The organism is Thauera sp. JM12B12, from assembly GCF_039614725.1.
GTDB lineage: Bacteria > Pseudomonadota > Gammaproteobacteria > Burkholderiales > Rhodocyclaceae > Thauera.
The window spans coordinates 2,451,976-2,475,200 of the sequence record NZ_CP154859.1; the positions used below are offsets into that span (position 1 = coordinate 2,451,976).

The window sequence follows — 23,225 nt, forward strand, 5'->3', positions numbered from 1 at the left end:
ATCCCGGCGCCCCCCGCAGCCTTCAGCCGGGCTGCGACACCGCCAGTTTCAGCCCGAAGCCCAGGAACACTGCGCCAGTGAGGCGGTCGAGCGCGGCGACGACCGCGGGCCTCTGCAGAAGTCGCACCGAGCGCCCGGTCAGCGCGATCAGCAGCGCGAACCACAGCAGCGACATCGCCACATGGATCGCGGCGAGCAGAAAACTGAACCCCGCCATGCCGACACCGGCAGGTACGAACTGCGGCAACAGGGTCAGGTAGAAGATGCCGACCTTCGGATTGAGGGCATTGGTGAGGAAGCCCTTGGCGAAGGCCGAGCCCACTGTCTCCCCGCCCGCCACCAGGGCCGGTGCGTCCGACCGCACGCCGCGGCTGCGCAACAGCGCGAAACCCTGCCACACCAGATAGGCCGCTCCGATGAACTTCACCACGGTGAATACCGAGCCGGACGCTGCCAGCAGCGCCCCCAGCCCGGTCGCCACCGCCGCCCCCCACAGCAGACACCCCGCCGCGATGCCCAAGGCCGCGCCCAGCCCCCGTCGCGCGCCGGCCGAGATGGAAATGCGCAGCACCAGTGCGGTGTCTATCCCGGGCGTCGCCGCGAGCACGATGGCGGCCAGGGTGAAGGCGACAAGGCTCTGTTCGACGGTCATGAATGGCTCGGCGCGCGTGAAAACCGGCGCGGAGTATAGCGCCCGGCGCGCGGATCAGCCCCCGTTCACCTCGCGGTGGCGGTAGCAATCCGCCACATGGTCATTGACCATGCCCACCGCCTGCATGAAGGCGTAGCACACCGTCGGCCCGACGAAGCGGAAGCCCAGTCGCTTCAGTTCGCGGCTCATGGCCTTCGATTCCACCGTCTCGGCCGGTACGTCCGCGAGCAAGCGCCGCCCACCGTCACGCGGCACGCCATCGACGAATTTCCATAGCAGCGCGTCCAGCGAGCCGAAGTGCGTCTGCGCCTCCAGCGTGGCGCGCGCGTTGGCGATCGCCGACTCGATCTTCAGCCGGTTGCGCACGATGCCGGCGTCAGCCATCAGCCGCTCCACGTCGGCCGACGTGTAGCGGGCGACCTTGTCGGCATCGAAGTCGGCGAAGGCGCGGCGGTAGTTCTCGCGCTTTCTCAGGATGGTGATCCAGCTCAACCCCGCCTGCGCGCCTTCGAGCACCAGCATCTCGAAGAGGTGGCGGTCGTCGTGGTTGGGCACGCCCCATTCGAGGTCGTGGTAGGCGGTGTAGAGCGGGTCGGTGCCGCACCAGGCGCAGCGGTTGGTCATTGCGGGGCTCCAGCATGCAAGTGGGTGGGCGCTGATCGTGCAGAGGGCGCGCCCCGGGCCGGCGGCAGCCGGCTGTTGATCCTGCGGTGAGGGTAGCCCATGAGCGCCTGCGCGGGCACAGGTGCATGGGCTTCGCGTCCTGAGCCGCGGCCCACGCTTGCGGAGGATGGCGACCTGACCGAGGGCGCGCGCGAAGGCCGTGGCGGAGATCCTGATACCATCGGTCGCCTTCAGCCCGATCACCCGTCGGGCATCGAGCGACGACCGGGTGCGGTCTCTCTCAAGGCGGATTTCCATGTACCCGGGCGCATGGCGCGGTGATCAGGGAGGCAGGACATGTTGCGAATGGGACGAGAGGGACCCGAGCTTCGCGTCCTCGGAGGCATTCTGGCGGCGAGCTCGGCGCTGTGGGTGTTCGTCGAGATCGCCGAAGAAGTTGTCGAGGGCGACGCGCGCGCCATCGACACGGCGATCCTGATGGCGTTTCGCGCACCCGGCGACGCAAGTGACCCCCTTGGCCCGCCCTGGCTGGACGCGTTCTCGCGCGACATCACTGCGCTGGGCAGCCCGGGCGTGCTCGGCCTGCTCGTGGCGGCGACCTGCCTGTTCCTGCTGCTCGCCCGGCGCCGGCGGACCGCGCTGTTCGTGCTCGGCGCGACCGCAAGCGGCGCGCTCGCCAGCGTCCTGCTCAAGCTGTCCTTCAATCGTCCGCGTCCCGATCTGGTGGCGCACCACGCCTATGTCACGAGCGCGAGCTTTCCCAGCGGTCACGCGATGCTCTCGGCGCTCGTCTATCTGACGCTCGGCGCGCTCCTCGCGCGCCTCGTAACCGCGCGGCGCCTCAAGCTCTACCTGATGTCGGTCGCCCTCGTGCTGTCCGCGCTCATCGGCCTGAGCCGGATTCATCTCGGCGTGCACTGGCCGAGCGACGTGCTCGCCGGCTGGGCCGGAGGGGCCGCCTGGGCGCTGGGCTGGTGGGCTGCGGCGCAGACGATTCACCTGGGTGAGGAGATCGAGCGGTGAAGGGCCAAGGGCTGCTCCGTCGCCTCGGCTTTGCGCTCTCGGGTCTGGCACTGGCCTTCAGCCGCGAGCGCAGCGTGCGAACGCACGTGCTGGCCGGCGCGGCCGTGCTCGCCGTGCTGCTGCTCACGCGGCCGCCCGCGGTGTGGTGGGCGATCGCCGCACTGGCGGTCGGCCTCGTGCTCGTGGCGGAGTTGCTCAACACCGCGATCGAAGCCTTGGCCGACCGGCTCCATCCGGAGCGGCATCCGGAGATCCGCGTGGTGAAGGACGTCGCCGCCGCAGCCGTGCTGCTCGCCAGCATCGTCGCGGTCCTCGTCGCGATCATTTTCGTGCTGCGCTGAGCGCCCGCGTGGCAGCCCGGCCAGCGGCGGCAGCGCGCCGGAGTCGGTGCAGTGCGACGCGATGGGCGAACGGGGCGGCGGACACGCGCCCCGGAGGCCGGAAATCCGCAACGACATGCCCAGGCGCCGGCGCTACAATTGCAAGCTTTCCAGGCCGCAACCGGAGCCCCCTGCAATGCCGCTCACCCAGACCGAAAACCTCAACGTCCTCGCCTTCGACCACATGCCCTCGCCCGAGGAGATCAAGGCGCGCGTGCCGCTCACCGAGCGCGCGGCGGCTGCGGTGGTGGCGGGTCGCAAGGCGGTGATGGACATCCTCGATCGCACGGATCCGCGCGTGTTCGTGGTGGTCGGGCCGTGCTCGATCCATGATCCGGTGGCAGGCCTGGACTATGCGCGCCGGCTGAAGAAGCTCGCCGACGAGGTTTCGGACACGATGCTGCTGGTGATGCGCGTCTATTTCGAGAAGCCGCGCACCTCGACCGGCTGGAAGGGCTTCATCAACGACCCGTTCATGGACGATTCCTTCCGCATCGACGTCGGCATGGAGCGCGCGCGCAAGTTCCTGCTCGACGTATGCGAGATCGGTCTGCCGACCGCGACCGAGGCACTCGACCCGATCGCGCCGCAGTACTACGGCGACCTCATCTCATGGACCGCGATCGGCGCCCGCACCTCGGAATCGCAGACGCACCGCGAGATGGCCTCGGGCCTGTCCACCCCGGTCGGATTCAAGAACGCCACCGATGGCGACCTCGAGGTGGCGATCAACGCCATCATCTCGGCAGGCAGCCCGCACAGCTTCCTCGGCATCAACAACCATGGCCAGTCGGCGATCACCCGCACCCGCGGCAACCGCTACGGCCACGTCGTGCTGCGCGGCGGCGGCGGCCGTCCCAACTACGACACGGTTTCGGTATCGCTCGCCGAGCAGGCGCTCGCCAAGGCCAAGCTGGCGAAGAACATCGTGGTCGACTGCTCGCACGCCAACTCGTGGAAGAAGCCCGAATACCAGCCTCTGGTGATGAAGGACGTGATGCACCAGATCCGCGAGGGCAACCAGTCGGTGGTGGGCCTGATGATCGAGAGCAACATCGAGGCCGGCAATCAGCCGATTCCGGCCGACCTCTCTCAGCTCAAGTACGGCTGCTCGGTCACCGACGCCTGCGTGGGCTGGGACACCACCGAGGACATGATCCGCAACGCCGCTGCCGTGCTGCGTGACGTGCTGCCCCGCGTGGAGCGGCGCGCATGAACCTTGTCGTGCTGGCCAGCGACGTCGACAGCGTCGCGCTGAAGAACGTCGCCAAGCTCACCGAGACGCGCGAGATCGAGCAGATCACCACGCGCTCGTTCCGCCTCGTTGGCGCCAAGCCGCACGAAGGCCTGGTCGCCGCCTGCGCCGAGGGCGGGCTCGATCATGTGTGGTTGCCCGAGGGGCGCAAGCTGGGCGACTTCGGTCTCTTCGTCACCGACATGGACTCGACGCTGATCAACATCGAGTGCATCGACGAAATCGCCGACATGCAGGGCCTCAAGCGCGAGGTGGCGGCGATCACCGAGGCGGCGATGCAGGGCGAGATCGATTTCCGCGAATCGCTCACCCGCCGCGTCGGCTTGCTCGCCGGCTTGCCGGAGTCCGCGCTCGCCGAGGTCTTCGATCACCGCCTCCAGCTCAATCCGGGCGCCGAGCGCCTGCTGCAGGGGCTGCAGCGCGCGGGCATCCAGACCATGCTTGTCTCGGGCGGCTTCACCTATTTCACCGAGCGGCTCAAGGTGCGCCTCGGCTTCGATCACGCTCACGCCAACGAACTCGAGGTGATCGACGGCAAGCTCACCGGCAAGGTGGTGGGCGACATCGTCGACGGCGAGGCCAAGGCGGCCCATCTGGAGCGCGTGCGCGACGCGCTCGGCCTGAAGCCGGAGCAGGTGATCGCCGCCGGCGACGGCGCCAACGACATCCCGATGCTGCGCGCGGCGGGCTTCGGCGTCGCCTTCCACGCCAAGCCGGTGCTGCGTGACGTCGCGCACTGCTGCCTCGACCACACCGGCCTCGACGGCATCCTCGACATCTTCGGTAGCTGACCGTTCATCGGCCCGACCGATTCGCGGGCACGCCCGCTCCCACGGACGCTGAGCTCGAGGTACCCGTGGGAGCGGGCTTGCCCGCGAACGCGCGAAGCGCGCCCCGCTCGCCTCAGCGGGCGTCCTCTTCCACCAGGCGTCCGGCCTGCATGCGCAGCACGCGCCCGCAGCGGCGCGCGAGCGACTCGTCATGGGTGACCAGGATCAGCGTGGTGCCCGCCTCACGGTTGAGCGAGAACATGAGCTCGATGATCGCCTTGCCGGTCTCGGCATCGAGGTTGCCGGTCGGCTCGTCGGCCAGCAGCACGCGCGGATTCGGCGCGAATGCGCGCGCGAGCGCAACACGCTGCTGCTCGCCGCCGGACAGGTGTTTGGGGTAGTGCCGCAGGCGGCTGCCCAGACCGACACGCTCCAGCCACTGGGCGGCCACCGCACGCGCATCGGCCATGCCCGCCAGTTCCAGCGGCAACATGACGTTCTCCAGCGCGGTGAGCGCGGGCAGGAGCTGGAAGGACTGGAACACGAAACCGATCGACTCGCCGCGCAATGCCGCACGTGCATCCTCGTCGAGGCCAAAGAGGTCGATGCCCTGCAGGCGCACGGCCCCGTGCCCGGGAACATCGAGGCCGGCAAGCAATCCCAGCAGCGTCGATTTACCCGAACCCGAGGCGCCGACGATCGCGACCGACTCGCCGGCGCCCACCGCAAAACTCACGTCCTGCAGAATGTGGAGGTCGCCCTGACCGTCGGCGAGCCGCACCTGCTTGGACAGGCCATCGACCTCGATGACCGGATTGGAGATTTCCATGCCGCTACGATTCATCACGCGCTTCGTCTTCCTGTTGTTCTTCGCCGCCGCACACATCGCCAGCGCGGCAACCCCGCCCGCCGGCAACCCTGACGCACCGGCCATCCTCGTCTGGGGCGACAGCCTGTCCGCCGGCTATGGCCTGGACAGGGGGCAGGACTGGCCCACCCTGTTGCAGACGCGGCTGCAGGACAAAGGGTTCCGCCATGTCGTCGTCAATGGCAGCGTTTCCGGTGAAACCTCGTCCGGCGGCCGCACCCGCCTGCCCGCCGCGCTGGCCGAACACGCACCCGCGATCGTGATTCTCGAGCTCGGCGCCAACGACGGACTGCGCGGACTGCAGCCCAGACTGCTTGCCGACAACCTGAAGGCGATGATCGACGCCGCAACCGCATCCGGCGCGCAGGTGCTGCTGGTTGGCATGCAGATGCCGCCGAACTACGGCCCGGCCTACACCCGCCGATTCAGCGCGGTGTTCCGCGACCTGGCCGAAAGCGAGGAGCTTCCGCTCGTCCCCTTCCTGATGGAAGGCTTTGCCGACCGTCCCGAGCTGTTCCTGGCCGACGGTATTCACCCGACGGCCGAGGCCCAGGGGCTGATCCTCGATACGGTATGGCATAGCTTGCAGCCCATGCTCACAGGCGCCACGGCGCAGGCGCGGCGGCGCTAGGCACTCTCAGCCGACAAGCACGCGCGCTGCGCCTGCGCGCATCTCGCCGATCACCACGCCTGGAGCGCCCTGCTCGGCTGAGATCGCGGCCTGCACGGCGTCCACCGTGTCGGCGGCGCAAGCGATCAACAGTCCGCCCGAGGTCTGCGGGTCGGTGACGAGCTTGCGCTGCCACTCGGGGGCGTCCGCCGGGAGCGTGACGCTGGCGCCGTAGCTCGCCCAGTTGCGCGTCGACGCGCCGGTGGCGACGCCGTCCTGCACCAGGGCGCGCGCCTCCTCGATCACCGGCAAGGCCGCGAAACGCACTGCACCGGTGAGCGACGCGCCGCGGCACATCTCGAGCAGGTGACCAGCGAGGCCGAAGCCGGTGACATCGGTCACCGCATGCACGCCATCGATGTCCGCGAGCTTCGCGCCGACGCGATTGAGCGTGGTCGTCCAGCGGATCATCTGCGCGTAACCGTCTTCCGACAGCCGGCCCTTCTTCAGGCCCGCGGACAGGATGCCGATGCCGAGCGGCTTGGTCAGGATCAGCACGTCGCCCGCCTTGGCGCCGGCATTGGTGCGCACCCGCGCCGGATCGACCACGCCGAGGCCGACCAGGCCGTAGATCGGCTCGAGCACGTCGATCGAATGCCCGCCCGCAATCGGGATGCCGGCGTCGCGGCAGACTTCGGCGCCGCCCTTGAGGATCTCGCCGATCACCTCGGGCGGCAGCTTGTCGAGCGGCATGCCGACGATCGCCAGGGCCATGATGGGCGTGCCACCCATCGCGTAGACGTCGGAGAGCGCATTGGTGGCGGCGATGCGGCCGAAGTCGCGCGGATTGTCGACGATCGGGGTGAAGAAGTCGGTGGTGGCGACGATGGCCTGGCGCTCGTTGAGCTTGAACACCGCGGCATCGTCGGCGGTGTCGGTGCCGACCAGCAGCTCGGGCGGCACCAGGCCCGCCGGCATGGTGGCGAGCAGCTCGGAGAGCACGCCAGGGGCGATTTTGCAGCCGCAGCCGCCGCCATGGGAGAATTCGGTCAGTCTGATTTCGTTCATGTTTCCGAAGGAGAAAGCGACGCGCGGCGCAATGGGCGCCGCGCGTCGTGTCAACATCATGCAAAAAAGCGTCGCGACCGTAGCACAGCTGTCCGGCTTTGACGAGATCATCGACGCGCGCACGCCGGCCGAGTTCGCCGAGGATCACATCCCCGGGGCGATCAACCTGCCGGTGCTCGACAACGAGGAGCGCATCGTCATCGGGACCCTGTACAAGCAGCAGTCCGCATTCGATGCCCGCCGGCTCGGCGGTGCGCTGGTGGCGGCAAACATCTCCCGCCACATGCTCGCGGCGATGCAGGACAAGCCGAAGAACTGGCGCCCGTTGATCTACTGCTGGCGCGGTGGCCAGCGCAGCGGTTCGTTCGCCACCTGGCTGCGCATGGTGGGCTGGGACGCCTGCCAGCTCGAAGGCGGCTACAAGGCCTTTCGCCACCACGTCATCGCCGAAATCGAGCGCATCGTGCCCACTCTGGACCTGCGCATCGTCTGCGGCCCCACCGGAAGCGCAAAGACGCGCGTGCTCGAGGCGCTTGCGACCCAGGGTGCGCAGGTGCTCGATCTGGAGGATCTGGCGGCGCACAAGGGCTCGGTATTGGGCGCCCTGCCCGACCGTCCGCAGCCGGCGCAGAAGGGCTTCGAGACGCGATTGTGGGATCGCCTGCGGCGGCTCGATCCTGCCCGCCCGGTGCATGTCGAGGCCGAAAGCCGAAAGATCGGCCTGCTCTTCGTCCCCGAGCCGCTCATCCTGGCGATGCGACGCGCGCGCTGCATCCTGATCGATGCCACGCGCGAGGCCCGGCTCGACTTCCTGGTGCGCGACTATGCCTATCTCGGCGACGACGTCGGCGCGCTCCAGGACAAGCTGCACCGGCTGCGCGAACACCAGAGCCGCGAAACCCTCGAGCGCTGGAAGACGCTCGCCGCGGCACACGCGCTCCGCGAGCTCTTCGGCGAGCTCATCGACCAGCACTACGACCCGCTCTACCATCGCTCGCAGAACGTCAATTACGCCGGTTACAACGAAGCCCTGCGGGTGGAGACGGACGATCTGAGCGCGGCGGGCATCCGCAACCTCGCCACCCGCATCCTCGCCCGGCCCTGAGCGCCCGCCTGCTTCGCCGGCGGCTCAGGGGAGGCGGGGGATCGTCGTCGCCTTCACCGCGCAGATGCGCTGAACCACGGCGCTGCGCGGCACGGCGGTTTCGCCCTGCTCGAACGCGATCACCGTCCAGCCCGCGCCCACACGCTCGAGCAACTCGCCCGGGCGCAGCAGGAAGGCCGGATTGGATGGCTTGCCGAAGCGCTCGTTTCCGATCATGAAGGTCTCGTAGATGAACAAGCCCCCCGCACGCACGAGGCCGAGCAGCGCATCGAAGCGCGCGCGATGGAGATAGTTGGTGACGACCACCGCATCGAAGGTCTCACCCTGCAAGGGCCAGTCATCGTCCTCGAGTTCGAGCCTCCGCGCCTGCACGCCGGGAACGGCCGCGAGCGGACGAAGCGCGTCCGGGTCGCGATCGACGGCATGGACCTGCAGCCCGCGCGCGGCGAGCGCGCGCGCATGGCGGCCACTGCCGCAGGCATAGTCGAGCACGGTGGCGCCCTCCGGGATCAGCGGCGCGAAGCGCAGGACCCATGGCGAGGGTGCGGCAGCCGCACCGGCCGCCATCGGGTGTGAGAGGGGGGCAGGCGCGGCCAGGCCGCTGCGGGAGGCGTGGTCAGACATTCTTCGTAGGTCCGCTGGCATCGAAGCCCGCATTCTATGCGCGGCAGGCTGCGTGGCGCCCTCCTCCGGGGCGCTGCCCGCCGCGGTCGTGCTTGCCGGCTGCGAACTATGCTATACAGGACTCACTTCATTTCTCGCCAGCCCCCCGCTGCGACGCGATCGTCCCCGCTACCCATCGCTTCGCACGGCAGCGCTCCAGTGAAAGATCGTCTGCAGCCCCGCGCTCACCGTATCCCCCAGCGTCTCGCCTGCGCGGCCCCTCGGGTCGTCTCGAGCGCTGCGCTTCTGCTCATGCCCGGCCTGGCGCTGGCAGCCTCCGATGAAGGGTCCTTGGCACTCGGCTCGATGGCGCTCCTCCTCGCCGGGCTGATCCTCGGCCACCTGCTCGGGTCGCGCTCGGCGCGAGCGCGCAGCGCCAGGCCGGACCGCCACGAAAGGCCCGGAACGACCGAGGCGGCCACCCCGCCCGCGCCGCTGGCTGGCGCCGCCGTCAGCGCCCCCGCTCCCGCCCGCCCGCCCTACCTGGAAGTGGTCGACTCGGTGCATCAGGTGCTCTTCCGGACCGACACCGAGGGTCGGCTGGTCCTGCTCAACGACTACTGGAACGCGCTCTCCGGCTACACGCTCGAACAGAGCCGCGATCGCCCGCTGTGCGACTTCCTGCATCCCGACGACCGCGCCCGCGCCCGCGATGCCTTGCGCGACCTGCTGCGCGGCGAGCTGCCGACCTGGACGGGCGAGCTGCGCCTGCGCACGCGGGGCGGGGAGATCCGCTGGATCGAGGTCGACTGCTGCCGGGTGACGGAAAAGGACGGTGCCGACGCGTGGGTCGCCGGGGCGCTCGACGACATCTCGGCACGCAAGATCGCCGAACTCAGCCTGCGCAACCTCAACCAGGAACTCGAGGCGCGCGTGCGCGCCCGCACCGCCGAGCTCGAGGCGGCGAACCGCGAGCTGGAAGCCTTTTCGTACTCGGTGTCGCACGACCTGCGTGCCCCCCTGCGCGCGATCGACGGCTTTGCCCGCATCCTGGCCGACGATGCCGGCGAGCGCCTCGAACCCGCGCAGCGCGAGCAACTCGAGCGCATCCGCAGCGCAGCCGAGCGCATGGCGGTGCTCATCGACGCGATGATCGACCTCGCCAGCGTGACCCGCCAGCCGCTCCGACGCGAAACGGTCGACCTTTCCCAGCTTGCAGAATCGGTGATTCGCGAACTGCACGCCGAAGAACCCGAGCGCAAGGTGGTGGTCGAGATCACGCGGGACCTCACGGCCAGCGCCGACCCCTCGCTGGCTCATGTGCTGCTGGACAACCTGTTGCGCAACGCGTGGAAGTTCACCCGCCGCGCGCCCGACGCCCGCATCGGCTTCGGCGCCCGCCGCGAGGGCGGGCGCACGGTGTACTGCGTCGAGGACAATGGCGCCGGATTCGATATGACTTACGCAGACAAGCTCTTCAAACCCTTCCAGCGCCTGCATGCCCAGAGCGAATTCCCCGGCACCGGTATCGGGCTGGCGACCGTGCAACGCATCATCGAGCGCCACGACGGCCGAATCTGGGTTGACGCCCGGCCCGGCGCGGGCGCACGGTTCTGCTTCGTCCTGGGTCGGTGAGCCGGACTGTTCCGGATACCCGCAGGCAGAACAAGGACAAAAATGCGACACATCGCACGCAGGCGGTTTGTGCACCGCAGTATAATTTTGACCTGATCCAGCAGGCTGACGCGCACGGTCGCGCCCTGCCCCTCGTCACACAGCGTCACACAGCATTCAACAAGTCAGTCGGGTTCCAATCATGAAAGACAAGCACTACCTCACACCGCTGCTGGAACCACGCTCGGTCGGCATCATCGGCGCCAGCGAACGCGAGTCCTCGCTCGGCAACGTGCTCATGCGCAACATGCTCGACGCCGGCTACAAGGGCAAGCTCTTCGCCATCAACCCCAAGCACGAGAAGGTGCATGGGGTTGCCTGCTACAAGTCGGTCGAGGACGTGCCGCAGCGCCTCGACCTCGTGGTGATCGCCGTTCGTGCGGAGAAGGCCCCTGCGCTGATGGACGCCTGCGGGCGCGCCGGCGTCAAGGCCGCCATCCTGCTCTCCGCAGGTTTCTCCGAAGCGGGTCCGCGCGGCGCGCTGCTCGAGCGCCAGGTGATCGAGGCTGCCCACCGCCACCGCATCCGCCTGCTCGGCCCGAACTGCCTGGGCATCATGCGTCCGCAGCTCGGCGTGAATGCGACCTTCGCCCACGCGTCGGCGCTCAAGGGCAGCATCGGCCTCATCTCGCAGTCGGGCGCGCTGTGCGCTGCCATCCTGGACTGGGCCAAGCCCAACAACGTCGGCTTCTCGGCGGTGGTCTCGCTGGGTTCCTCGTCGGACATCGATTTCGGCGAGGTGCTCGAATACATGATCTCGGACCCGCGCACCGAGAGCATCTTCCTCTACGTCGAAGGTATCCGTGACGCCCGCCGCTTCATGAGCGCGTTGCGCGGCGCCGCACGCGTCAAGCCCGTGCTCCTGATCAAGACCGGCCGCCACCCCAACGCCTCGCGCGCGATCCTGTCCCACAGCGGCGCACCGATGGGCGACGACGCGGTGTTCGACGCGGCCCTGCGCCGCGCGGGCGTAATCCGCCTCTACAACATGGGGCAGCTGTTCGCGGCCGCCAACGCGCTGTTCTCGCACTTCCGCCCGCGCGGCAACCGCCTCGCGATCATCACCAACGGCGGCGGGCCGGGTGTCATGGCAGCCGATCGCGCGGCCGACATCGGCATCCCGCTCGCCGAACTCTCCGAAGGCACGGTCGAGAAGCTCAATGCCGTCCTGCCCTCGGGCTGGTCGCACGGCAACCCGATCGACATCCTCGGCGACGCCGATCCCGAGCGCTACCAGAAGGCGCTGCGCGCCGTGCTCGAGGGCCCGAACGTCGATGGCGTGCTGGTGATGCTGACGCCGCAGGCGATGAGCAACCCGACCGGCGTGGCCGAGGCGGTGATCGAGCTCGAGAAGACCGCCGACAAGCCGGTCGTGACCTGCTGGATGGGCGAGGAACTGGTGACCGAGGCGCGGCAGAAGTTCAACCTCGCCGGCATCCCCAACTTCCGTACGCCGGAGCCGGCGGTCGAGCTGTTCAGCCACATCTCGGCCTACTACCGGAACCAGAAGCTGCTGATGCAGACGCCGGCCTCGCTGTCGCACCTGCCGCCGCCCTCGATCGAGAGCGCGCGCCTGGTGATCGAGATGGCGCTGTCCGAGCGCCGCAAGAAGCTCAACGAGATGGAGTCGAAGGCCCTGCTCGCCGCCTTCCGTATCCCCATCGCCCAGACCGTGGTCGCGCGCTCGGCGGCCGAGGCGATGGTGCTGGCGGCCGAGATCGGCCTGCCGGTCGTGATGAAGATCGACTCGCCCAGCATCGCCCACAAGTCGGACGTCGGCGGCGTGCGGCTGAACATCCGCAGCCTGGCCGCAGTGCGCTCGACCTACCAGGAGATCCTCGACGAGGTCAAGCGCGTGCAGCCCGATGCGGTGATCAACGGCATCGCCATCGAGCCCATGATCCAGAAGCGCAACGGCCGCGAGCTGGTGGTCGGCGTCAAGCGCGACCCGGTGTTCGGCCCCGCCATCACCTTCGGCGAGGGCGGCAACCTGGTCGAGGCCAACCGCGACATCGCGGTCGCCCTGCCGCCGCTCAACAGCTTCCTGGTCGGCGACATGATCCGCTCCACGCGCATCTCCGCCCGGCTCGGCGAGTTCCGCAACATGCCCGCGGTGGACATGAATGCGCTCGAGCTGGTGCTGCTGCGCATCTCGGAGATGGTCTGCGAGCTGCCGTGGATCACCGAGATGGAGATCAACCCGCTGATCGTGGACGAGAACGGCGTGGTCGCGGTGGACGCCAGCATCATCGTCGACAACGTGTCGCCGACCGCCGACCGCTACGACCACATGGCGATCCATCCCTACCCGTCGCACCTCATCAGCACCTGGACGGTGCCCGATGGCACCACGGTGACGATCCGTCCGATCAAGCCGGAGGATGCGGAGCTCGAGGTCGATTTCGTCCGCCGCCTGTCTGCCGAGACCAAGTACTACCGGTTCATGAACACCATGCGCGAGCTGCCGCCGGCGATGGTGGCACGCCTGACGCAGATCGACTACGACCGCGAGATGGCCTTCGTCGCCACGCTCGCTGTCGACGGCGTCGAGAACGAGATCGGCGTTTGCCGCTATGCGGTGAACCCGGACGGCGAATCCTGCGAGTTCGCGGTGGTGGTGGCCGACGACTGGCAGCACCGCGGCCTCGCCCGCAAGCTGATGGGCGTGCTCATCGAGACCGCGCGCAGCCGCGGCATCCAGTACATGAACGGCGTCTTCCTCGCCAACAACGAGCGCATGCTCAAGTTCGTTCAGAAGCTTGGATTCGTGCTCAGCAACGACCCGGAAGACAGCTCGGTCAAGCTCGGCGTGCTGGCGCTGCAGGACTGATCGATGGCGGCCAAGATCGAGCACATCGACCACCACGGGCAGCCGGCGCTGCATCTCGCCACCGCGGCGGGCGCGCGCGCGGTCGTCGCCCTGCAGGGGGCCCAGGTGCTGTCGTGGTCGCCACCGGGCGGTGGTGAGCGCCTGTACCTGAGTCCGCGCGCGGTGTTCGACGGCAGCACGCCGATTCGCGGCGGCATCCCGGTGTGCTTCCCGCAGTTCGCCGACCTCGGCCCCCTCACCGCCCACGGTTTCGCGCGCACGCTACGGTGGACGCTGGCCACCGAGCGCACGGGCGACGACTTCGCACTGGTCAGCCTCCGGCTCGTCGATGACGACGCGACGCGCGCCGTCTGGCCCCATGGTTTTGCCGCCGAGCTCTCGGTCCTGATCGAGGACAGCCGGCTCGACCTCGAGCTCGAGATCGACAACACCGGCGGCGAGGCCTTCGATTTCACCGCTGCGCTGCACACCTATCTCGGCGTGCGCGAGGTGGAGGAATCGCGGATCGAGGGCCTGCATGGCTTCGAGTATCGCGACAAGACCGACGCCAACCGCATCAGGCGCGACAGCGGCGACGTGCTGGTGATCGAGGCCGAGACCGACCGGGTGTATCACGACGTCAACCGCCCGCTGCTGCTGCGCGAATACGACCGTAGCCTGGGCATCAACGGCGACGGATTCCCCGACGTGGTGGTGTGGAATCCGTGGGTCGAGCGCAGCGCCGCGATCGCCGACCTGCCCGACGACGGCTTCCGCCGCATGCTCTGCATCGAGGCCGCGGTCGCGCGCCAGCCGGTACGCCTGCCCGCCGGCGAAAGCTGGTGGGGCCGGCAGACCCTGGTCGCGCTCTGAGATCCTGCGTGACGGCCGCCCGAGGTTGATCCCGGAGGGCGGCTTGCTGCACTATCGCGCCCTTCCCTTTTCGCACCGCCGCCGTCCTCCCCATGCTCCCCCCGATCGAACACCGCATCGCCGACGAGCTCGGCGTCTCGCCGCGCCAGGTCATGGCCGCCGTCCAGCTCCTGGACGACGGCGCCACCGTGCCCTTCATCGCCCGCTACCGCAAGGAAGTCACCGGCGGCCTGGACGACACCCAGCTGCGCACGCTGGAAGAGCGCCTGGGCTACCTGCGCGAGCTCGAGGATCGCCGCGCCACCGTGCTCGCCTCGATCGAGGAACAGGGCAAGCTCAGCGCCGAGCTGCGCGCCGAGGTCGAGCATGCCGACACCAAGCAGCGCCTCGAAGACCTCTACCTGCCCTACAAGCCCAAGCGCCGCACCAAGGCACAGATCGCGCGCGAGGCCGGCATCGGCCCGCTCGCCGAGGCCTTGCTCGCCGACCCGAACCTGACGCCCGAGCTCGAAGCCGAGAAGTACCTCAACGCCGAGGCCGGCTTCGCCGACACCAAGGCGGTGCTCGACGGCGCCCGCCAGATCCTGATGGAACACTTCGCCGAGGACGCCGCCCTGCTCGGCGAGCTGCGCGCCTACCTGCACGAGCACGGCCAGGTGCGCGCGAGCGTGATCGAAGGCAAGGAGACCGAAGGCGCCAAGTTCCGCGACTGGTTCGACTTCGCCGAGCCGATCGCCACCATGCCCTCGCACCGCGCGCTGGCGCTGCTGCGCGGGCGCAACGAGGGTGTGCTGCGCCTGGCGCTCGATGTGGAACGCGCCGACCCCGAGGCCCCGCACCCCTGCGAGGGCCGCATCGCGGTGCGCTTCGGCATCCGCAACCAGGGCCGCGCGGGCGACCGCTGGCTGCTTGAAACCGCGCGCTGGGCGTGGAGCGTGAAGATCTCCATCCATCTCGAGCTCGAGCTGATGAGCGAGCTGCGCGAGCGCGCCGAGGAAGAGGCGATCCGCGTCTTCGCGCGCAACCTCAAGGACCTGCTGCTCGCCGCCCCCGCCGGCACGCGCGCCACCATCGGCCTCGACCCGGGCATCCGCACCGGGGTCAAGGTCGCGGTGGTGGACGCCACCGGCAAGCTGGTGGACACCGCCACCGTGTATCCCTTCGAGCCGCGCCGCGACCGCGAGTCCGCGATCGCCACCATCGCCGCGCTGGCGAAGAAGCACGCCGTGGAGCTGATCGCGATCGGCAACGGCACCGCCTCGCGCGAGACCGACGCGCTGGTGGCCGAGCTGATGAAGCGCTACCCCGAACTGGCCCTGACCAAGATCGTCGTCTCGGAAGCCGGCGCCTCGGTGTACTCGGCCTCCGAGCTCGCCGCGCGCGAGTTCCCCACGCTCGACGTCAGCCTGCGCGGCGCGGTGTCGATCGCCCGCCGCCTGCAGGACCCGCTCGCCGAGCTGGTCAAGATCGACCCCAAGTCGATCGGCGTCGGCCAGTACCAGCACGACGTTAACCAGGGACGGCTGGCGAAGAGCCTGGACGCGGTCGTCGAGGACTGCGTGAACGCGGTCGGTGTGGACGTAAACACGGCTTCCGCGCCGCTGCTGGCGCGCATCTCGGGGCTCAACGCCACCCTCGCCGGCAACATCGTCGAGTACCGCAACACCCAGGGGCCGTTCCGCAGCCGCGACGCGCTGAAGGCGGTGCCGCGCCTCGGGCCGAAGACCTTCGAGCAGGCCGCCGGCTTCCTGCGCATCCCGAGCGGCGACAACCCGCTCGACGCCTCCTCGGTGCACCCGGAGGCCTACCCGGTGGTCGAGCGCATCCTCGCCAGGGTGCAGAAGAGCGTGCGCGAGCTGATGGGCAACGACAGCTTCCTGAAGAGCCTCAAGCCCGCCGAATTCACCGACGAGCGCTTCGGCCTGCCCACCGTGCAGGACATCCTCGCCGAACTCGAGAAGCCCGGCCGCGACCCGCGCCCGGAGTTCCGCACCGCGAGCTTCCGTGAGGGCGTCGAGACCCTGAAGGACCTGCAGCCCGGCATGCTGCTCGAGGGCGTGGTCACCAACGTCACCAACTTCGGCGCCTTCGTGGACATCGGCGTGCATCAGGACGGCCTGGTGCACATCTCGGCGCTGTCGAACACCTTCGTCAAGGACCCGCACAGCGTGGTCAAGGCGGGCCAGGTGGTGAAGGTCAAGGTGCTGGAAGTCGACATCCCGCGCCACCGCATCGCGCTCACCATGCGCCTGGGCGACGAGACGCCGCGCCGCGAAGCCGGTGCGCGCGCCGACACCCGCCCCAGCCAGCCCGTTCGCGAGGGCAGCCGCGGGCGCCGTCCGAACGAGCACGACCGCGCCAACGGCAGAGCGTCCGCTCGCGCGAGCGCGCCTGGTGGCGGCAATGCCCTGGCCGAAGCCTTTGCCCGTGCCCGCGGCAGCAAGTGAGCGCGACGATCGGGCGCGACCGCACGCGGGCGTGACGCGAATCAACGAGCACACGGACCTCTCATGAATCCGACCCTATACGGCATCAAGAACTGCGACACCATGAAGAAGGCCTTTGCCTGGTTCGAGGGCGCCGGTGTCGCGCATGAGTTCCACGACTACAAGAAAGCCGGCATCGACGCCGCAACGCTCGCGCGCTGGTGCGACCGGCTCGGCTGGGAAGCGCTCGTCAACAGGCGCGGCACCACCTGGCGCAAGCTCGCACCCGAGCAGCAGGCGATCGTCGATACCGCGGGCGCGATCGCGCTGATGCAGGCGCAACCCAGCCTGATCCGTCGCCCGGTCGTCGAGTTCCCCGACGGCGAACTGCTCGTCGGCCTGGACACCGCTGCGCTCGAACGCCTTTGCAGAGGCTGAGCCCCTCTCGCCCGCGGGAATAACCGGACGCCCATGATGAACAAGACCCTCCCCTCCAGCTACGTGCAGCGCTTCCTGCTCGAAGACCTCGACATCCGAGGCGCGGTCGTGCGCCTGACCGATGTCTGGCAAGCGATGCAGGCCGGTCGCGGCTACCCGCAGCCGGTCGCCCGCCTGCTTGGCGAGATGAGCGCAGTGTCTACGGTGATCGCAGGCAACCTCAAGCAGCCCGGCCGCCTGACCTTCCAGATCACCGGTCACGGTCCGGTGAGCCTGCTGGTGATCGACTGCGCCGCGACGCTCAACCTGCGCGGCTATGCGAAAGCGCAGGATGTCCCGGGGGGCGGCGGGCTGAACGAGCTCGTCGGTGACGGTCGGCTGCAGCTTTCGCTCGACATCGAGGGGCTGGAGCAGCCATATCAGAGCCTCGTGCCGCTCGAAGGCGAGAGCATCGCCGAGGTCTTCGAGCACTACCTGGCGCAGTCCGAACAGCAGCCCGCGGGTCTCTGGCTCGCCTGCAGCGCGGACGCCGCAGTGGCGCTCTTCGTGCAGAAACTGCCCGGCGCCGATCTCAAGGACATCGACGGCTGGGATCGCGTGCAGCAACTGGCGCACACCGTTCGCGAGGACGAGCTGCTCGGCCTCGAGGCCACCGAGATCCTGCGCCGCCTGTTCGCCGAGGAGAACGTGCGTGTCTTCGAGGCTCGTCCGGTGACCCACGACTGGCCGGCGGACCCGGAGAAGGTCGCGACCATGCTGCGCTCGCTCGGTGAGGCGGAGGTGCGCGCGGTCCTCGAGGAGCATGGCGAGATCGTGGTTCATGACGACCTCTCGAACCATACCTATCGCTTCGACGCGGCAGACGTCGATGCCCTCTTCCGTCCGCCGACCCTGCACTGAACACGCGATCGGTGCCAGTCGGACGGGCGCATGACAGGCGCGCGAGCATGCTTGCCCGATCGCCTGCCGATCAGTACACTTCGTTGATTTTGAAGACCCTTCAGCCCATGTCCGCCAACGCGTCCGTCCGCCCGATCGAGTTCCGCAACACGACGCTGGGCGCGACCATTGCCGTGCTGCAGGCCGCGGAGCCAACCACGCTGGCCGATGCGATGCACAAGATGCTCGGCGGCATGCCCGATTTCTTCAATGGCGAGGCAGTGATCCTCGACTTCGGTGCGGTCTCGCAGTTGCCCGCGCGCATCGACTGGTCGGGGCTGCAGTCACTGCTGCGTCGCTACCGCCTGCAGCCGATTGGCGTCATCCGCCTCCCCGACGAGCATCACGAGGTCGCGCGCCGTGCCGGGCTGGCGCTCATCGATCCTGCGCAGCTCGTGGCACAGGCGCCTGCCGACGCCGCGCCGCGCCCTGCGCCCCGCCAGGAACCCGCACCCGCCCCGGTTGCGCCTCCGGCGCCGGCGGCAGCAAGCACCACGCCGACGATGTTCGTCGATCGTCCGCTGCGCTCAGGCCAGCAGGTCTATGCCCGCGGCACCGATCTGGTGCTGCTCGGTGGCGTGAGTCCCGGCGCGGAGGTCATCGCCGACGGCAGCATCCACTGCTACGGCCCCTTGCGCGGCCGCGCCATCGCCGGCGCCCAGGGCGACCAAGGCGCGCGCATCCTGGCCAGCAACTTCGGCCCCGAGCTCGTCTCCATCGCCGGCGTTTTCCGGACCTTCGAGCGCGGCATCCCGGAGGCCTACGCCGGCAAGCCGACCCTCGTCCGCCTGACCGGCGCCGAACACACACTCAACATCGAAGCGCTGAAGCTCGACTGAGCCAGCCACACAGCATCACAAAGGGGAAACCGTGAGAGTCATCGTTGTAACGTCCGGCAAGGGCGGCGTGGGCAAGACCACCACCAGTGCAGCCTTCGCCTCGGGGCTCGCCTTGCGCGGCTTCAAGACCGCGGTCATCGACTTCGACGTCGGCCTGCGCAACCTCGACCTCATCATGGGCTGCGAACGCCGCGTGGTGTACGACCTGGTGAACGTGGTCAACGGCGAGGCCCGGCTCAACCAGGCCCTGATCAAGGACAAGCACTGCGACAACCTCTTCATCCTCCCGGCGTCGCAGACGCGCGACAAGGATGCGCTCACCGAGGATGGCGTGGAGAAAGTGCTGCAGGAGCTTGAGCACATGGGCTTCGATTACGTGGTGTGCGACTCCCCGGCCGGCATCGAGCGCGGCGCGGTGATGGCGCTGACCTTCGCCGACGAGGCGGTCGTCACGACCAACCCCGAAGTTTCCTCCGTGCGCGACTCCGATCGCATTCTCGGCATCCTGCAAAGCAAGTCGAAGCGCGCCCGCGAAGGTGGCGAACCGGTCAAGGAACATCTCCTGATCACGCGCTACTCCCCGAAGCGCGTCGAGGACGGCGAGATGCTCTCGTACAAGGACGTGCAGGAGCTGCTTCGCGTGCCGCTGATCGGCGTGATCCCCGAATCGGAATCGGTGCTCCACGCCTCCAACCAGGGCACGCCGGCGATCCACCTCAAGGGTACGGACGTCGCCGAAGCCTACGCCGACGTCGTCAGCCGCTTCCTCGGCGAGGACCGCCCGCTGCGCTACGTGAGCTACGAGAAGCCCGGCCTCATCAAGCGCCTGTTCGGAGGCAAGTGACATGTCCTTCCTCGCCCGCCTCTTCGGCGAAAAGAAGAAGACCGCGGAGATCGCCAAGAACCGTCTGTCCCTGCTCATCGCCCACGAGCGAGCGGGCGGCAGTACCACCGCCGACTTCCTGCCTGCGCTCCAGCGCGAGCTGATCGAGGTCATCTCGAAGTATGTCGCGGTCAATCCGGACGACATCAAGGTACACCTCGACAAGCAGGACAACATGGAGGTGCTCGAGGTGAACATTGTGCTGCCGGAGCAGAACCGCTGAAGCCGACCCGCCCGGATGGTGAAACTGGTAGACACAAGGGACTTAAAATCCCTCGGCGCAAGCCGTGCGGGTTCGATCCCCGCTCCGGGCACCAGCTTGGCTTCGCCCCCTCTGGCAGGGTGATGCCGGCTCCCGTGCGCTGCCGGCGCACCGCCTCCGCGACCCGACTCCGCGCTGCATGATCGTCCTCGATCTCTCCTGCACCAACGCGCATCGCTTCGAGGGCTGGTTCGCCTCCAGCGCGGACTTCGAATCCCAGCTCGCGGGTGGCCTGGTCGCCTGTCCCTCATGCGGCGACACACGGGTTCAGCGGCTTCCAAGCGCGCCTTATGTCCTCACGCGGAGCGCGCCTGCGCCCAAGCCCCCGGCGGCCTACGACACCTCGCACGCTGCCCCGGCCCTGCCGTCTCAAGTCGTCGCCCAGGTCGTGGGCGCCCTGCGCGAAATGGCGCGCAAGGCCGAGGACGTGGGCGATCGCCTGGCCGAGGAGGCTCGCCGGATCCACCACGGTGACGCCGAGGCACGCGACATCCGTGGTGCCGCCTCCCGGGACGACATCGCGGAACTCCTCGACGAGGGCATCGTCGTCCTCCCGGTGCCGCCGGACGAGAACGCGCATTGAGCCGCGCACGCACTCGCGCAACGGCCCCACGGGGCTAGCGACCCGCCACAGCGCCGATCACGTCCGCACCAAGGCCAGCGGAACCAGCATCTCGTCCGCGCTCAGGCCGCCATGGACCCCGATCATTTCATGCGCAACCTCACCCTCGACGTGATCGACGATCGTCCATCCTGGTTCCATCAGCAGCACATGGCTGCCCACCCGTTCGGCGAGGCGCGCATGCGGCCGCCCCGGGCCAAGCAGACCTGAACCGAGAAACGCGTCGCCCGGAACGAGCGCGGCCTTGCCGGGAAGGTGCTCGCGCGCCCAGGCCTCGAACTCGCACTTCGCACCTTCGCGTACCCGGCAGAATGCCAGCCTTCTTTCGCCGAACAACGGCGCGGCGAGCATCGCCGCGACCTCGCCGTCTGACGGCAGGTCAATGCAGCGCTCAGGACTCGAATCCGTAAAACCGTGATCGGCCGTCACCATCAGGCGCACGTCGCGCCCCGCCAGGGCGTGCTGCAGCCGACGGAAGAGATCATCGACGCGCGAGAAACAGCGCAGCGCCTCGGCCGAACGGCTGCCATGGAGATGGCTGAGGGCGTCGAAGACCGGGTAGTAGGCGTGAATGAGCCCCCCGCTGGTCCTGAGCGCATCGGCCATCGCAAGGATGGCGGCACCGAAATCCTCCAGCCCCATGTAGGGCTCGATATGGGCGCCGCGGGCATGATGCAGGCTGAAGCGCGAGAAGGCGATATCGGCGGGCGATACCAGATTCACCGGGCGACACGCGTGGTGAAACATCGGCGCAACCGGATACAGGCGCGGCAGCAGGCGAAAGGCCTCGACCGGCGGTCCGCCCCGCTGCGTGAGCGGCAGCGGGGCGATCACCCCGCCGAAGCGCCGGTCGTGGATGAACCAGCCGTTGAGACCGTGCGATGCCGGAGCCACTCCGGTCAACAACGTGGTCACTGCGCTCGCCGTCGTGCTCGGACACACCGACGTCAAAGTAGCCCTGCGCGCCGCCTCGAGCGCGGAGCCCCTCCCTGCCGTGCGCAGGAAACGATCGCCGAGGCCATCGATCACGAGCAGGACGACCAGCGCCCGTTCACCGTCTGCGATCTCGCCTGCCGCCCAGCCGGCTTCGGGCGAGTGGAGCCAGTGCCGCAGACTCGCGGCGAGCCCGAACAGCCCCCCCTCGCCGTAGTCCGGCAGGATGGCGTCAGCAGGCAGGGGAAACTGGATGTCGAGCATGGCGGCGCAAGCGTGGGCCGGCGTGCGCCCGTGACGCAACGCATCAACGCCCGGGCGCATCAGACAAAAAAGCCGGATGAGCACATTGTACTCATCCGGCTGCTTGTTCTGGAGCGGGAAACGAGTCTCGAACTCGCGACCTCAACCTTGGCAAGGTTGCGCTCTACCAACTGAGCTATTCCCGCTTTGCCGACAGGGCGCGAACTATATCAAGTTCCCTACCCTGCCGCAATACTGCAAAACCACTTTACTGCTGGAGGCGCGACTCGGAATCGAACCGGGGTACACGGCTTTGCAGGCCGCTGCATAACCACTCTGCCATCGCGCCACGACCTTTTCGGCCGGTTGCTCCGCGCTGCTGGAGCCTCCGGATCGGGCTGACGCCCGATCGTCGAATTCTTTGGAGCGGGAAACGAGTCTCGAACTCGCGACCTCAACCTTGGCAAGGTTGCGCTCTACCAACTGAGCTATTCCCGCTCGGGAAAGACCGCCATTATAGGCAAAATTTTCTGATCGTCAACCTCTTTTGAGGCCATGCAAGGCAGCGGATCGCCGCGTGAGAACACTTGACCGGGACCGGTTCGGCGGCCGTTGCCACCACCGTTCGCCTTCCTGCCGGGCGCGGTGCGCCGCGAACCCTATTGCCCGAGCTTTCCCTGCAGCAAGGGCATGGCCCGGTGCAGGTAATAGCCCATCGACCACAGGGTCAGTGCCGCGGCGACATAGATCAGGATGTTGCCGAACATGCGCATGTCGACACCGTAGATCGGCGCGTTGAAGAGCAGCATCGGGATCGCAACCATCTGCGCCGCCGTCTTGAGCTTGCCGACGTAGGCCACTGCCACGCTCGCCGACTGCCCGACGCGCGCCATCCATTCACGGAGCGCGGAGATCGTGATCTCGCGCCCGATGATGACCACCGCGATCAGCGCGTCCACACGCGACAGCTGGACGAGGAGGATCAGCGCCGCCGCCACCATCAGCTTGTCGGCAACCGGATCCAGGAACGCGCCGAAAGCGGAGGTCTGGCCGAGCGCGCGCGCAAGGTAGCCGTCGAACCAGTCGGTGACGGCAGCCACGACGAAGATGAGCGTGGCGACGAGGTTCTTCGTCTGCGCCCCCATCAGCGCCTCAGGCAGGTAGAACATGCCGACGAAGATCGGGATCAGGACGATGCGCGCCCAGGTCAGCGCATTCGGAATATTGAGCGGCATGCCTCGGCGCAACTCGCGTGATTCAGGAAGCGCCGAGTATATCTCAGTGGCGGGTCCGCTCGGCTCGCGGGGGCCGTGCACACAGCCCCCC

General features: G+C 68.5%; 23 protein-coding genes and 4 tRNA genes. 17 read left to right on the plus strand and 10 right to left on the minus strand.

Annotated elements, in window-relative coordinates; translation table 11 throughout:
* Nucleotides 1-22 precede the first annotated feature (22 nt).
* Nucleotides 23-652: a LysE family translocator gene (locus AAG895_RS10955; RefSeq protein WP_345792052.1), complete on the minus strand. Its 630-nt coding sequence runs from the start codon at nt 650-652 to the stop codon at nt 23-25.
* Nucleotides 653-706: 54 nt separating this feature from the next.
* A complete protein-coding gene (locus AAG895_RS10960) occupies nt 707-1,276 on the minus strand; it encodes a DNA-3-methyladenine glycosylase I (protein WP_345792053.1) in 570 nt (189 codons plus the stop codon).
* A 345-nt stretch (nt 1,277-1,621) separates the two neighbouring features.
* Here AAG895_RS10960 and AAG895_RS10965 point away from each other — a divergent pair, with 345 nt between their 5' ends.
* The 4 genes from AAG895_RS10965 (at nt 1,622) to serB (ending at nt 4,725) form a co-directional block, all read left to right on the plus strand.
* On the plus strand, nt 1,622-2,299 hold the full coding sequence (locus AAG895_RS10965) for a phosphatase PAP2 family protein (protein WP_345792054.1): 678 nt from the start codon (nt 1,622-1,624) through the stop codon (nt 2,297-2,299).
* Complete coding sequence (locus AAG895_RS10970) at nt 2,296-2,640, plus strand: diacylglycerol kinase (protein ID WP_345792055.1); 345 nt, start codon at nt 2,296-2,298, stop codon at nt 2,638-2,640. The genes AAG895_RS10965 and AAG895_RS10970 overlap by 4 nt, the downstream gene beginning before the upstream one ends.
* 175 nt (nt 2,641-2,815) lie before the next feature.
* Complete coding sequence (locus AAG895_RS10975) at nt 2,816-3,895, plus strand: 3-deoxy-7-phosphoheptulonate synthase (protein WP_345792056.1); 1,080 nt, start codon at nt 2,816-2,818, stop codon at nt 3,893-3,895.
* Entirely contained in the window at nt 3,892-4,725 is an 834-nt protein-coding gene (gene serB / locus AAG895_RS10980) for a phosphoserine phosphatase SerB (protein ID WP_345792057.1), read from the plus strand. The genes AAG895_RS10975 and serB overlap by 4 nt, the downstream gene beginning before the upstream one ends.
* Nucleotides 4,726-4,837: 112 nt before the next feature.
* Here serB and AAG895_RS10985 read toward each other — a convergent pair whose 3' ends face one another.
* The gene (locus tag AAG895_RS10985) at nt 4,838-5,548 is read right to left on the minus strand and encodes an ABC transporter ATP-binding protein (protein ID WP_345795276.1); all 711 of its coding nucleotides are present in this window, start codon (nt 5,546-5,548) and stop codon (nt 4,838-4,840) included.
* Here AAG895_RS10985 and AAG895_RS10990 point away from each other — a divergent pair.
* Nucleotides 5,532-6,203, plus strand: a complete 672-nt coding sequence (locus tag AAG895_RS10990; RefSeq protein WP_345795277.1) for an arylesterase — start codon at nt 5,532-5,534, stop codon at nt 6,201-6,203. The two genes, AAG895_RS10985 and AAG895_RS10990, sit on opposite strands and share 17 nt — an antisense overlap.
* Before the next feature lie 6 nt (nt 6,204-6,209).
* On the opposite strand, the gene selD is transcribed toward AAG895_RS10990, so the two are convergent.
* The gene (gene selD / locus AAG895_RS10995) at nt 6,210-7,250 is read right to left on the minus strand and encodes a selenide, water dikinase SelD (RefSeq protein ID WP_345792058.1); all 1,041 of its coding nucleotides are present in this window, start codon (nt 7,248-7,250) and stop codon (nt 6,210-6,212) included.
* 58 nt (nt 7,251-7,308) lie between these two features.
* On the opposite strand from selD, the gene mnmH reads away from it, so the two are divergent.
* Complete coding sequence (gene mnmH / locus AAG895_RS11000) at nt 7,309-8,355, plus strand: tRNA 2-selenouridine(34) synthase MnmH (RefSeq protein WP_345792059.1); 1,047 nt, start codon at nt 7,309-7,311, stop codon at nt 8,353-8,355.
* A 24-nt stretch (nt 8,356-8,379) separates the two neighbouring features.
* On the opposite strand, the gene AAG895_RS11005 is transcribed toward mnmH, so the two are convergent.
* Nucleotides 8,380-8,922: a methyltransferase domain-containing protein gene (locus tag AAG895_RS11005; protein WP_345795278.1), complete on the minus strand. Its 543-nt coding sequence runs from the start codon at nt 8,920-8,922 to the stop codon at nt 8,380-8,382.
* 402 nt (nt 8,923-9,324) lie between these two features.
* Here AAG895_RS11005 and AAG895_RS11010 point away from each other — a divergent pair, with 402 nt between their 5' ends.
* From AAG895_RS11010 to AAG895_RS11060, 11 genes are all read left to right on the plus strand, one after another.
* Nucleotides 9,325-10,593, plus strand: a complete 1,269-nt coding sequence (locus tag AAG895_RS11010; protein ID WP_345792060.1) for an ATP-binding protein — start codon at nt 9,325-9,327, stop codon at nt 10,591-10,593.
* A 181-nt stretch (nt 10,594-10,774) separates the two neighbouring features.
* Nucleotides 10,775-13,462 carry a GNAT family N-acetyltransferase gene (locus AAG895_RS11015; protein ID WP_345792061.1) on the plus strand — a complete coding sequence of 896 codons (2,688 nt, stop codon included), beginning with the start codon at nt 10,775-10,777 and terminating at the stop codon, nt 13,460-13,462.
* A 3-nt stretch (nt 13,463-13,465) separates the two neighbouring features.
* Entirely contained in the window at nt 13,466-14,314 is an 849-nt protein-coding gene (locus AAG895_RS11020; protein WP_345792062.1) for a D-hexose-6-phosphate mutarotase, read from the plus strand.
* Nucleotides 14,315-14,406: 92 nt separating this feature from the next.
* Complete coding sequence (locus AAG895_RS11025; protein WP_345792063.1) at nt 14,407-16,761, plus strand: Tex family protein; 2,355 nt, start codon at nt 14,407-14,409, stop codon at nt 16,759-16,761.
* Between the two features lie 63 nt (nt 16,762-16,824).
* A complete protein-coding gene (locus AAG895_RS11030) occupies nt 16,825-17,178 on the plus strand; it encodes an ArsC family reductase (RefSeq protein ID WP_345792064.1) in 354 nt (117 codons plus the stop codon).
* A 36-nt stretch (nt 17,179-17,214) separates the two neighbouring features.
* A complete protein-coding gene (locus tag AAG895_RS11035; protein ID WP_345792065.1) occupies nt 17,215-18,078 on the plus strand; it encodes an Hsp33 family molecular chaperone HslO in 864 nt (287 codons plus the stop codon).
* 107 nt (nt 18,079-18,185) lie between these two features.
* The gene (minC, locus tag AAG895_RS11040) at nt 18,186-18,956 is read left to right on the plus strand and encodes a septum site-determining protein MinC (protein ID WP_345792066.1); all 771 of its coding nucleotides are present in this window, start codon (nt 18,186-18,188) and stop codon (nt 18,954-18,956) included.
* Between the two features lie 31 nt (nt 18,957-18,987).
* Entirely contained in the window at nt 18,988-19,800 is an 813-nt protein-coding gene (minD, locus tag AAG895_RS11045; RefSeq protein ID WP_345792067.1) for a septum site-determining protein MinD, read from the plus strand.
* 1 nt (nt 19,801) lies between these two features.
* Entirely contained in the window at nt 19,802-20,062 is a 261-nt protein-coding gene (gene minE / locus AAG895_RS11050; RefSeq protein WP_345792068.1) for a cell division topological specificity factor MinE, read from the plus strand.
* Nucleotides 20,063-20,071: 9 nt separating this feature from the next.
* Nucleotides 20,072-20,156 (plus strand) — tRNA-Leu (locus tag AAG895_RS11055).
* An 84-nt stretch (nt 20,157-20,240) separates the two neighbouring features.
* Nucleotides 20,241-20,684, plus strand: coding sequence for a DUF1178 family protein (locus AAG895_RS11060; protein WP_345792069.1), 444 nt, complete (start codon nt 20,241-20,243; stop codon nt 20,682-20,684).
* A gap of 57 nt (nt 20,685-20,741) precedes the next feature.
* Here the strand turns inward: AAG895_RS11060 and AAG895_RS11065 are convergent, their stop codons facing one another.
* The 5 genes from AAG895_RS11065 to pgsA form a co-directional block, all read right to left on the minus strand.
* Nucleotides 20,742-21,920 carry an alkaline phosphatase family protein gene (locus AAG895_RS11065; RefSeq protein WP_345792070.1) on the minus strand — a complete coding sequence of 393 codons (1,179 nt, stop codon included), beginning with the start codon at nt 21,918-21,920 and terminating at the stop codon, nt 20,742-20,744.
* 109 nt (nt 21,921-22,029) lie between these two features.
* Nucleotides 22,030-22,105 (minus strand) — tRNA-Gly (locus AAG895_RS11070).
* Between the two features lie 69 nt (nt 22,106-22,174).
* Nucleotides 22,175-22,248, minus strand: a tRNA-Cys gene (locus AAG895_RS11075).
* Nucleotides 22,249-22,321: 73 nt separating this feature from the next.
* A tRNA-Gly gene (locus tag AAG895_RS11080) sits at nt 22,322-22,397 on the minus strand.
* Nucleotides 22,398-22,558: 161 nt separating this feature from the next.
* Complete coding sequence (pgsA, locus tag AAG895_RS11085; RefSeq protein WP_345792071.1) at nt 22,559-23,134, minus strand: CDP-diacylglycerol--glycerol-3-phosphate 3-phosphatidyltransferase; 576 nt, start codon at nt 23,132-23,134, stop codon at nt 22,559-22,561.
* Between the last annotated feature and the right edge of the window lie 91 nt (nt 23,135-23,225).